At 35.2% G+C, this 12,103-nt stretch carries 9 protein-coding genes and 1 pseudogene; 2 read left to right on the top strand and 8 right to left on the bottom strand.

Going from position 1 to position 12,103, the window contains the following annotated elements; translation table 11 throughout:
• Nucleotides 1–61: 61 nt before the first annotated feature.
• A complete protein-coding gene (locus DI487_RS11350) occupies nt 62–685 on the top strand; it encodes a YceI family protein (protein WP_109569751.1) in 624 nt (207 codons plus the stop codon).
• 80 nt (nt 686–765) lie between these two features.
• On the opposite strand, the gene DI487_RS11345 is transcribed toward DI487_RS11350, so the two are convergent.
• From DI487_RS11345 to DI487_RS11320, 6 genes and pseudogenes are all read right to left on the bottom strand, one after another.
• Entirely contained in the window at nt 766–2,718 is a 1,953-nt protein-coding gene (locus DI487_RS11345) for a PBP1 and LysM peptidoglycan-binding domain-containing protein (protein ID WP_109569750.1), read from the bottom strand.
• A 10-nt stretch (nt 2,719–2,728) separates the two neighbouring features.
• The gene (gene guaA / locus DI487_RS11340; RefSeq protein ID WP_109569749.1) at nt 2,729–4,258 is read right to left on the bottom strand and encodes a glutamine-hydrolyzing GMP synthase; all 1,530 of its coding nucleotides are present in this window, start codon (nt 4,256–4,258) and stop codon (nt 2,729–2,731) included.
• Nucleotides 4,259–4,356: 98 nt separating this feature from the next.
• A pseudogene (locus DI487_RS11335) lies at nt 4,357–5,534 on the bottom strand (AIR synthase related protein).
• A gap of 122 nt (nt 5,535–5,656) precedes the next feature.
• Nucleotides 5,657–6,106, bottom strand: a complete 450-nt coding sequence (locus DI487_RS11330) for a hypothetical protein (protein WP_109569748.1) — start codon at nt 6,104–6,106, stop codon at nt 5,657–5,659.
• Between the two features lies 1 nt (nt 6,107).
• Complete coding sequence (locus DI487_RS11325) at nt 6,108–6,941, bottom strand: OmpA family protein (RefSeq protein ID WP_109569747.1); 834 nt, start codon at nt 6,939–6,941, stop codon at nt 6,108–6,110.
• Between the two features lie 212 nt (nt 6,942–7,153).
• Entirely contained in the window at nt 7,154–9,343 is a 2,190-nt protein-coding gene (locus DI487_RS11320; protein WP_109569746.1) for a glutamine synthetase III family protein, read from the bottom strand.
• Nucleotides 9,344–9,493: 150 nt separating this feature from the next.
• Here DI487_RS11320 and DI487_RS11315 point away from each other — a divergent pair, with 150 nt between their 5' ends.
• Entirely contained in the window at nt 9,494–10,027 is a 534-nt protein-coding gene (locus DI487_RS11315) for a DUF1543 domain-containing protein (RefSeq protein ID WP_317046216.1), read from the top strand.
• Here DI487_RS11315 and DI487_RS11310 read toward each other — a convergent pair.
• Both DI487_RS11310 and DI487_RS11305 read right to left on the bottom strand, forming a co-directional pair.
• Entirely contained in the window at nt 10,017–11,591 is a 1,575-nt protein-coding gene (locus tag DI487_RS11310) for a PKD domain-containing protein (RefSeq protein WP_170108203.1), read from the bottom strand. The two genes, DI487_RS11315 and DI487_RS11310, sit on opposite strands and share 11 nt — an antisense overlap.
• Nucleotides 11,592–11,694: 103 nt before the next feature.
• A complete protein-coding gene (locus DI487_RS11305) occupies nt 11,695–12,096 on the bottom strand; it encodes a DUF2147 domain-containing protein (RefSeq protein WP_146193457.1) in 402 nt (133 codons plus the stop codon).
• Nucleotides 12,097–12,103 lie beyond the last annotated feature (7 nt).

The following is a 12,103-nucleotide window of genomic DNA, read 5'->3' as shown; positions in this document are numbered from 1 at the left end:
CAGGATTGTTAAAATGTTAAAATCTCTGTACCTTTGAGCTAAACTTTAAAAACTATTTCGTATGAAAAAAATTGCAATATTTGCGTTTGCTATAACGCTATTAGCAACAAGTTGTAAAAAAGAAGAAAAAACAGAAGCTCCTGTTGAAGAAACAACGGAAGCTACTCCGGAAGTTGTTAGTTTAAAAATAGTGTCAGACTCTACAAAAGTGAACTGGACCGCTTATAAGACTACTGATAAAGTAGCTGTAGGAGGTAGTTTTACTGCGATTTCATTAAAAGATACCAAAGAAGGTGAAACTCCTGAGACTGTATTGGAAGGAGCTAGTTTCTCTATTCCGGTAAGCAGTGTGTTTACAAACAACCCTGAAAGAGACGAAAAATTAAAACAATTCTTTTTCAGCGTATTAAAAGATACTGAATTAATCGGTGGAGTAATCAACTTTAAAGAAGGAAAAACAGTTTTAACATTAACTCTAAATGGTGTTACTCAATCTGTTGACGTTACTTCTAAATTTGAAAACAAAAAATTTACTGTTGACGGTGTTATTAACTTAGAGGATTTTGGTGCTCAAGCAGCTGTTGAATCAATCAATAAAGCATGTTATGATCTGCATAAAGGTGCTGACGGTGTTAGCAAAACATGGAGTGAAGTTGCTATTTCAGGATCTGTTTTATTTGAATAATATTTCTATTCCGTTATAAACTAAAAAAAGTCCGATTAAATCGGACTTTTTTTATAGTTTTATTTTTGGCTCAGCAAGCATTATAATGCCGGCTTTATCGTATAATCACTACTGTAATACTGAATATAAACAGCATCGTTCACAATAACGCCGTTGTGAGATTCGTAATCAAAAGCTGTTTCTATCTGTTCTGATTTGTATCGCTTAGCCGTTTCTTCAAAGCTTTCCGGTTGACAAATGCGTAATAGGGTGTCAAATGTAATGTCAAATCCTGCATTAGCTCTGGAATTTGGTTTTACCCCATACTTTTTTTCGTATTTTTCTTCATAGATCAAACCTTCCGGTGTGTCGATCTCTCTTCTGCTTGAAGGAAATAATAAGTTAAGATCTACCAGATTCTGCATCGGAATTTCATCATAATCCAGTGTATCGTATAACTCTAATACTACCAGCTGTATGTCAAAATCTTTCTTATACTTTACCAACGCATTGGTTACATTCAAAACCTGACTTGCTAACTCTGATTCCAGAATCACGAAGTTCTTTTGGCTTTTGACTAATTTAGTACGGATACTTTCTAAATCAATTGCTCCTTCTGCATTATATGAAGCAAATTTTACATCTTTATAATGTTGTTCTAAATACTCTTTGGTACTATTCTTTTTCTTACTGACCACTGCTAATACATTGCCATTCTTAGCATACATATAGTTGAAAACAGCTTTGTACATTGTTTCTTGTAACGGTACTACACTATACAGATTAGGCAAAGGTTTGCTTTCTTCTTTTGAAAGCGGGGAAATAACCGGCGTATTGTATTGTGACAGTAATTGGGCTGTTGCTTCTACATGAGAATTCTGAAATGGCCCTATTACGGCATCTACATCCGAAAAATCATTTCTTCCTATGATCTTGGCAATATTTGAAGTGGAACGTGAACTTTCTACATCTAATATCTTTACATGAACCGGTAAGCCCATTACTTTAGCGGAATCTATAGCCATTAAAGCTCCTGAATAGAAATCCAATGTAAGATTTAAGAATTTATTTTCTTTAATATTTTCCTGAACGGTTCTGGAAGTATCAGTATAAATTTTAGTAACATTAAAAGGTAACAATAAGACCAGATCTTTTCGGGTAGAAAAATCCAATGTCTGGATCAGATCAGCCTGTGGTTTACTCTTTGAAACGAATGTATTAGGCAGCTTCAGTTTCATCCCTGTTTTTACGCCATCAACCGCTTCCGGATTCAATTTCAATAATTCTTCTTCTGAAACGCTTAACTTTCTTGAAATACTGAATAAAGTCTCTTCCGGCTTAACGATGTAATAACGCTCTAAAACACCAATACTGGAGGTAATAACATTTCCATTTATATTGTTACTTTTCTCCTGAATTACTTTTTTTAATTGTAATGTATCTCCTATTTGTAAGCCGCTTTCTTTTAGCTGCGGATTAAGTTCTTCTAATTCGCTAATAGAAAGATCATATTGCTTAGAAATACCGTATAACGTTTCTTTTGTTTTTACAACATGTGTGAATACCTCCGTTGTATTTTTTGTGGTTGTAATCTCTACGGTATCGTTTGTATTATCCGGCTGGTAATTTTTAGATACGATGATCTCTTGTCCTACTTTTAAACCGTTCTGTGCAACCTCCGGATTCCATTCTTTCAGATCTGCCACAGAAACATCGTATTGTTTTGCCAAACCATACAAGGTTTCCTTTGTCTTTACAATATGTGTAGTTGTTTCCGACTTATCATTTGTTTCTGTTTCCGGAGTAACTGTTTTTACTTCTTTGGTAACCGTTACAGAAGATTTACTCGGTATTAATAAAATTGCATTTTCCTTGATTCCGTCTTTGGCATCCGGATTAAGCTGATAGATATCATAAGGGGTTACTTTATATTTTCTGGCAATGCTATAAACAGTTTCTCCTTTTGCAATGCTATGCTTTACATAAGGTTCTTGTCTTGCAACCATTACGCTACAAGATAATAACATCAAAAATGCAATTTTACGTATTAACATGTTTTAAAATTTATTCCCATTCAATAGTTGCAGGCGGTTTAGAGCTAATGTCATACACTACTCTATTTACACCTTTCACTTTATTAATAATTTCGTTGGACACTTTCATTAAGAACTCGTAAGGCAGGTGTACCCAATCCGCAGTCATACCATCAGTAGATTCGACAGCGCGCAATGCCACCACTTTCTCATAAGTACGTTCATCTCCCATTACACCCACACTATTTACCGGAAGCAAAATAGCGCCGGCCTGCCACACTTTATTATACAAACCGTGTTCTTTTAATCCGTTGATGAAAATAGCATCAACTTCTTGCAATATACTAACTTTTTCCGGAGTAATATCTCCTAAAATCCGAATGGCTAATCCGGGTCCCGGAAAAGGATGTCTTCCTAATAATTCATCATCTATGCCTAATGTTTTTCCTACCCGGCGTACTTCGTCTTTAAACAACATTCGCAATGGTTCAACTACCTGTAATTTCATAAAATCAGGTAATCCGCCCACATTATGATGAGATTTAATTGTAGCTGAAGGACCTTTTACTGAAACTGATTCAATCACGTCAGGATAGATTGTTCCCTGTCCTAACCATTTTACATCTTTTAACAAGTGTGCTTCATCATCAAATACTTCAATAAACACACGCCCAATCGCTTTGCGTTTAGCTTCCGGATCTTCCAACCCTGCTAAAGCATCCAAAAAGCGTGCCGAAGCATCAACTCCTTTTACGTTCAAGCCCATATCTTTATACTGATGCAATACACTTTCGAACTCATTTTTACGTAACAAACCGTTGTTTACGAAAATACAGTATAAGTTATCTCCGATAGCTTTATTCAATAAAACAGCTGCAACAGTAGAGTCTACACCACCGGACAATCCTAATACTACTTTATCGTTACCGATCTTTTGTTTTAGTTCCTCAACAATCTCTTCTACAAAAGCATTTGCTGTGAAACTTTGCTCTACTCCTGCAATCTTCACTAAAAAGTTCTCTAACATTTGCTTTCCGTCAGTTGAATGATACACTTCCGGATGGAACTGGATTGCGTAAGTACTTTCTCCTTCTATTCGATAAGCTGCATTTTCAACATCTTTTGTACTTGCTAATCGAACCCCGTTAGTCGGTAATTGTTTGATGGTATCTGAATGGCTCATCCACACTTGACTGCCTAAACTAACATTTTCAAAGAATGCTTCATTTTCCTTAATAAAGGAAAGATTTGCTCTTCCGTATTCACGAATAGTGGACGGAGCTACTTCTCCTCCTGAAAAATGAGCTAAATACTGAGCCCCATAACAAACCGCTAACAAAGGCTTTTTACCTCTGATCTCCGATAAATCCGGATGAGGCGCTTCTTCCGAACGAACTGAAAAAGGGCTTCCTGACAGAATTACTGCTTTAAAAGATGATAAATCTTCAGGCGGGTTATTATAAGGATAAATTTCACAAAAAATATTCAGTTCCCTAACTCTACGCGCAATTAGTTGCGTGTATTGCGAACCGAAATCTAAAATTAAAACGTTGTGTTGCATTGTGTTGTTATATGTTGTTTAAAATTTCAGGTCTTAGTTATTTTAGTTTTATTTAATAGTAACACGGAAACAACTTGAACTTGAAAAAACTACTATTATTAATATTCAAATATTCCGTATTCTGATGTGATCGTTAATTTTTTCTCATTTGACACCTCTACTCTACCAATGATCTGTGCTTCAATATTGAACGATCTTGAAATTTCAATAATATCATTTGCTAATTCAGCCGGAATGTAAAGTTCCATTCGATGTCCGCAATTGAATACCTGATACATTTCTTTCCAATCGGTTTTTGATTGCTCATGTATCAATTTGAATAACGGCGGAACCGGAAACAAATTATCTTTTATCACGTGAACGTTATCAACAAAGTGAAGAACCTTTGTTTGTGCTCCCCCACTACAATGCACCATTCCGTGAATATCATTTGCATTGTATTTTTCTAAAATCTTTTTGATAACCGGTGCGTAAGTTCTCGTTGGAGAAAGCACTAATTTACCGGCGTCAATTGGGCTATTTTCAACAGCATCAGTCAATTTGGTTTGACCGGAATACACTAGTTCATTTGGCACAGAAGCATCGAAACTTTCCGGATATTTTTCGGCCAAATATTTAGCAAAAACATCATGACGAGCAGACGTTAATCCGTTACTTCCCATTCCGCCATTGTATCCTTTTTCGTAAGTTGCTTGACCGAATGAAGCCAAACCTACAATAACATCACCTGCTTGAATATTAGCGTTATCAATAACATTTTCTCGTTTCATGCGAGCCGTTACCGTTGAATCGACAATAATAGTACGAACTAAGTCACCCACATCGGCAGTTTCTCCCCTGTAGAATGGATCGTAACCCCGTGTTCTTTTAGATCTGAAATTAATTCTTCTGTTCCGTTGATAATCGCCGAGATCACTTCGCCGGGAACTAGATTTTTGTTTCGTCCTATAGTTGATGACAACAAAATATTATCGGTTGCTCCCACACAAAGTAAATCATCAATATTCATGATCAAAGCATCTTGAGCAATGCCTTTCCATACAGACAGATCTCCTGTTTCTTTCCAATACATATAAGCTAATGACGATTTGGTTCCGGCACCATCGGCATGCATTATGATACAGTGTTGATCATCATTGGTTAGATAATCCGGTATAATTTTACAGAAAGCTTTGGGGAACAATCCTTTGTCAATGTTTTTGATTGCATTGTGAACATCTTCCTTTGAAGCGGAAACCCCTCTTAAATTGTAGCGTTTGCTATTTTCAGAGCTCATTAAACGTTGTGTTGTTAGTTAGAAATTATCTCTCTTTTTACCGAAATAACTCCAGTTTTTGTTGTGCTGCAAAGATAGTTTTTAAATTTAGAATTCAGAAATTAAAATTTAAGTCAGATGTTCTAAATTTTTACTTCGTAAATTCCATCGATTAATTCACTTTCATTATTAGGAAACACCACGTTATCTACTTTATACAACGTGTAACATTCTTCTTCTTGGGAAACAACATCCAAATGAATTTCTATTTCTCTTACATCTGAAGTTTCAGTATTTTCTAATTTAACGGTGATAATTTTACCTTCTACCAAACCGGCCGGAAAAGTAATATGTATAAAGTTTTTAGTTTCAATAAAACTAAATGAAACTAATTCGTCATCCTCATCGGTCACTACGATCTGATCTCCTGAAAAAGTTTCATTTTCAAAAACATTCTCCCCAGAAACCTCATCAATACATGAAATAAACAAAGATGCCGAATCCGGAGCATCTACGTCTGAACAGTTATCATTACAACTTACAAAAGGCAATGTAACCATTAATAAAAACATAATTAGTTTTGTGAATTTCATATTACTTACTTAAAATTTCTATTTCAACTCTTCTGTTGGCCGCCGCCTGTTCTTCATTATCTTCCGGAATGGGATAAATAGGATACCGCACACCATATCCAGTTACTGATACCCGGTGCATAGGGATTCCTTTATACATTAAAAAACGACGAACCTGTTTTGCCCGTTCTAAAGACAAGTTTCTTCTATCGCTATCTACACAGCAAATATGTCCTTGTATCTGAATGGTAAGGTTAGGGTTATTTTGTAAGACAAACAACAGATCATACAAAGCAGCTTGTGACTCTTGTGTAGTTTGAAACGTATTCTGATAGAAGTTAATATTTTTCAGAATAATTTTGTCTCCCACTTTTGCTGCCGCTACTTTTACATGAAGCGGAGCATCGTCCGGAATTTCTACAATTTCTTCTTCTTTTTCTATTGTAACCGGAGGCAACCCTAATACTTCCTGTTCTTTATCCAGATCTTCTTCTTTGAGGTAATAAATGGAGGCACGGCGATTTTCAGCTTTAATTTCAGATTGTTTAAAGTTCTCTCCGTAACTGATAGTCTTAAAGTCTTCTCTGATTTTAATTTTTCCGACAATAGAGCGATAAATGGATTTCACTCTTTTTTGTGATAGTGTATCATTGTACTGATTGGTCCCCACTTCGTCTGTATAACCTCTGATCGATAAAATCTTTGATTTTCGATTCTTTATTATCCACTCTCTCAATCTGATTTTTTCGGTAGCAGATAATTCGTATTTATCGGTTTCAAAATAGAATGAAATAGTATCTTGAGAAAAAGCTGTGAACGAAAAAAATAAAAATAACAAATAAAAAATACGGTTCATTTTATTTTTTTTACGAAGTAACAACTTTTTTTGCTAATCTTAAAACTTTAGTCTTTTAAAATTAATGTTCTATACAAAAAGTATTGCTCTTCGTTTTTAAATTTATTCTTTTAATCTTACTGTCTTTCCATAACGTCTGAAAATAGTTTTTAGTATAAAAAAACCTGCACCTTTAAAAGGTGCAGGCAAAACTAACTGTGATTTATATGAAATTATCGGATGAAAAGTAACTCTCTGTATTTTACAAGAGTCCACATCTCATCATCTACCAATAATTCTAGCTTATCGGCATGATAACGTATCAATTCAAAATATGGTTTTACTAAGAAGCAGTAAGCACTTGCCATTTCTTCAGTAGAAGAAAGATTGTTTGCTTTTTTACGCTCTTCTGTCATTTGATCTACTTTAGAGTTAATAGCTTCAATATGTTCAGAAATCTCTTTAACCAAAGCTACTTGCTCTTTAGCATATTGTTCAAAATCTTTTCCGAAGATTTCTTTTAATCCTTTAACATTTTCAATCAATGTGTTTTGGTAACGAATCGCTGTCGGAATAACATGATTACGAGCTATATCTCCTAAAACACGACTTTCGATCTGAATTTTTTTGATGTATTCTTCCAATTCGATCTCATAACGCGCTTCTACCTCAACATGGTTCATGATGCTCAACTCTTCAAACAAGGTGATCGCTTTTTTAGAAACTTTAGCTTTTAAAGCTTCCGGAGTTGTTTTATGATTACTTAATCCGCGTTTTGCAGCTTCTTTTTCCCAAGCTTCACTATATCCGTCTCCTTCAAACAAAATGTTGCGAGATTGTTTGATATATTCTCTTAATACGTTGAAGATCGCTTCGTCTTTCTTAAGTCCTTTTTTATCGATTAAAGCATCAACTTCTTTTTTGAAGTCTGTTAATTGTTTAGCAACAATTGAATTTAAAGTCGTCATCGGGTTAGCACAATTCGCTAATGACCCAACGGCTCTTAACTCAAATTTATTTCCTGTAAATGCAAATGGAGACGTTCTGTTTCTATCTGTATTATCTAATAATACATCCGGAATTTTACCTACTACGTTTAATTTAAGATCTGTTTTTTCTTTCGGAGATAATTTCCCGTTAGAAACTCCTTCTAATTCTTCTAAAACAGCTGTTAACTGTTGCCCGATAAAGACTGAAATAATTGCAGGTGGTGCTTCATTTGCTCCCAAGCGGTGATCATTACTGGCTGAAGCGATAGAAGCTCTCAATAATTCTTCATATTCATTAACAGCTTTAATGGTATTTATGAAGAAAGTTAAGAACTGTAAATTACTCATAGGTGTTTTCCCCGGACTTAATAAATTAATTCCGGTATCAGTAGCCATAGACCAGTTGTTATGCTTACCGGATCCGTTTACGCCTTTAAAAGGTTTTTCATGTAACAATACTTTAAAATCATGACGTTCACCCACTTTTTGCATTACATCCATCAATAATGAGTTGTGGTCAACCGCTAAGTTTGTTTCCTCAAAAATAGGAGCCAATTCAAACTGATTAGGTGCTACCTCATTGTGACGTGTTTTTACCGGAATTCCCAGTAACATACATTCATTTTCTAAATCCCTCATGTAATTTAAAACACGAGTCGGAATAGAACCGAAATAATGGTCTTCTAATTGTTGTCCTTTTGCAGAAGTATGTCCTAATAAAGTACGTCCGGTTAATGTTAAATCAGGACGTGCTGCAGCTAAAGCCCTGTCTACTAAGAAATATTCTTGTTCCCAACCTAAAGTCGGAGTTACCTTTTTAACATTTTTATCAAAATATTTTGCTACAGCCGTTGCTGCATTATCAACAGCATTCAAAGCTCTTAACAAAGGTGTTTTATAATCTAATGCTTCTCCTGTATAAGAAACGAAGATCGTAGGAATACACAAAGTTGTTCCGAAGATAAAAGCAGGAGACGTAGGATCCCAAGCTGTATATCCACGAGCTTCAAATGTATTACGAATACCTCCGTTAGGAAATGAAGAAGCATCCGGTTCTTGCTGTACTAATTGACCTCCCCCGAATTTTTCTACAGGGTCAGATCCATCAAATGAAGTTTCAAAGAAAGCATCATGCTTTTCTGCTGTAGCACCGGTTAAAGGCTGAAACCAGTGTGTGTAATGTGTAACTCCTTTTGACAAAGCCCATTCTTTCATTCCCATTGCCACATGCTCAGCCGTGTTTCTATCGATCTTGGTTCCGTTTACGATAGCACTCTTTACCGCTTTATAAGCTTCCGGAGTTAAATATTGGCGCATTGCTTTATCATTAAAAACATTGCTGCCGAAAATTACAGATTTTTTGTCTAGATTTTCAACAGAAACAGGCTTTCTGTTAGCCGTTTCTTTTAAGGTCTGAAAACGAAATGTCGACATAAAGTTGTGTTTTATTTTAATTATACCTTTAAAAATTCATGGCAAATATACAAAAAATTACAACTTCATTAATACAGCCCCTTGTTTTTTTAGGGTATTTCAAAAATCAATATATTTGCATATATGATTTCTACTAATTTATATATGATAATGCTAGGGTGTACCCCAAAAGGGCGTATAACGGAACAGCATGATATTTTTTTCGGAATAGGTACAACACTACAAGATCTTATTCCTGATATGTATACTTTTTGGCCTGAAGCCGAACAGCAGATTCACATTGATGCCTGGCAAAAGGTGACTCAGGTAGAAGATTTTTCTATTAAAGTTATACCGAAAGCACAAGCTAAAGAAAAGACCTATCAACTTTTCTTTATTAATTTAGGAGGATATCAACCGGGGCAATTTGAAGAATTTCACCACAAACTTCTCATAGTTGCTACATCAAAAAGTGAAGCCATTAAAAAAGCAAAACAAACTCATTTTTATCAAAATTTCAGTTTTAAAGGCGCTGTGTCTCATATAGATGATCAATATGGTGTTGCTATTGATGAAATTTATGACATTGAAGAAATTCTTTCTGATAAATTTAAAAAAGAATATACTTTAAATATTATACCCGGTAATCAACCTCCTGACGAAGTGCATATCGGTTACTTAAAAATGAATAAAATCAATTTTTAATAAGCTGTCGGAATACAACCGAATGATCTGCCAGATAAACTTCAACCCCGTATACTCCTTTTGGGAGCGATGACAAATTATTTTCGGTTGCAACCAACATACCTAAAGCGTTATATATTGCAATTTTTTTGACCGGAATATTTGTTCTGATCTCAAAATTATCTTTAACCGGATTAGGATAAATAACTAAATCCTGTGTTTCACCATTAAAACTTTGCGTTCCCAAAACAGCAAACGCAACACAATCAGATATATCCTGACATCCGTTAGTAGTAAGTATTACTGCATAATTTCCATCCTGAACAGGCGTAAAACTTTGATTGGTTTCTCCTGTTATTTCTGTATTTCCGTTACCACAATCTACCCATTGATACGTAGTTCCTGCCAAATCTCTATCAGCAATCAAAGTTCCTGAACTAACCGTAACAGTCGTAGTAAAAGCATTTTGAGAATCGGTTATTGTTAAGGGTATCGTGATACTATCTGTAGCATCCGGATCGCAGAATTCATTAATCACTGTTAATGTAACCTGTTTAATACCGGGGCAAGCATACGTATGAGCAGGATTAACCTCTGTACTGGTAGTTCCGTCACCAAAATCCCAAAGAACCGAATCGTAATTAGCACTCGTATTGATGAAAGAAACTGAAGCCTGTTGACTTACAGGATCGTAATCACTCAGCAAAGGCGAATAAGCAAATAAGGCTACCGGGGTCAGACATTGCGGATTGTCAATATAAGTTACCGAAGCCGGTGTCCAAACTCCTGCGATTTCGTCCCCGGTTACTTGTAATACCGGAATACCGAAGTTAGCATCAAACCATTTGTATGTAATTACAGTTCGTTGCATAGGTATAGTATCCGTCTGTGTTATGATCGTATCATTACTTATTTCTACCGTTTTCATTTTTAAAACATCTGTAAAAATGCCGTAAGGTGTTGTTAAACTTCCCCAACCTTCTATAGTATTTGTTCTATCTAATTGAGATTCGTACTGTACCGGAAACCCCAAAGTACTCAAATCAATTTCAAATTCACTGTGATTGGTATACGCATCGTTATAGACTATGGGGAAATTATAAACCGTATCCGGAATCGTATAATCAAAAGTAAAAGGCACTGTAATTCCACTAACCGTTAGTGACGCTCCTACCATTTTACATGCTAAACCTGTAGCCGACTTATCGTAATGGTTAACAACATTCGTTAAGCCATAACCTTGTATCTGAATACCTTCTACCTGTTGATTTGCCAAATTGAACTGAGCATTAAACTGAGTATTACAATTTACCACATATCCATTACTCAAACACCAAGTTGCTTTATATCCTGAATTATTAGGATCATCCCAGGTAATTGTTTCTTGTGTATTGGCTTGTAATATACTGTAATCCCATGAATAGGCTGTGCCTGTTTGTACAAAATCGATCCCTGAAAGGGCTGCTGTGGTATTAGAAATCAAGTAGGAACTTCCTGCAGAAGCAAATGAACCCGAAGGATAAGCAATTTGGGCTCCGCATATTATTGGTAAGACATTTAATATATAGAGTAGTATTTTTTTCATAGCCAAAACTTTATTTCAAAGAAATAAAAGAATGTGCTATTTTTATTTTTTTACACTATGAAAAGGACAAAAAAAGGCTTCAACGGACAAATATCGGATAGAATTACTTTACCCTATTCCATACTTTTACTTTTTTTATAAAACCGTTAGTTGCTTCAACACGAAGTTCATTATGTGTAGGCAATGAAATATTAGCCGTAAAATCGGATTTAATTTCAGGTACCCAAATTTTACCTTCCCAGTGTGGATTCTGGTATTCAATATCACGAATTACTATATCTCCTACTTCAGCTCTGAATTTATCGGGTTTCTGCCAAATGATCTTACCAAAGTAAAAATTGTCTTTTTTATACACTTCTATTCTACGGTCTTTATCCGGACTTTCCCATTTGCCAACAATGGCATCGCTCTTATATGTTGCAAAACTGAAAATAGCCAAAAGAACTGATATTATTAATCCGTATTTTAAAAAAGAGTGTATTTTCATACCTAAAGCTTTACTCACAAATTTA

The sequence above is a fragment of the Flavobacterium sediminis genome, from assembly GCF_003148385.1.
GTDB classification, from domain to species: Bacteria; Bacteroidota; Bacteroidia; order Flavobacteriales; family Flavobacteriaceae; genus Flavobacterium; species Flavobacterium sediminis.
This window is presented reverse-complemented; position numbering and strand designations above follow the sequence as displayed.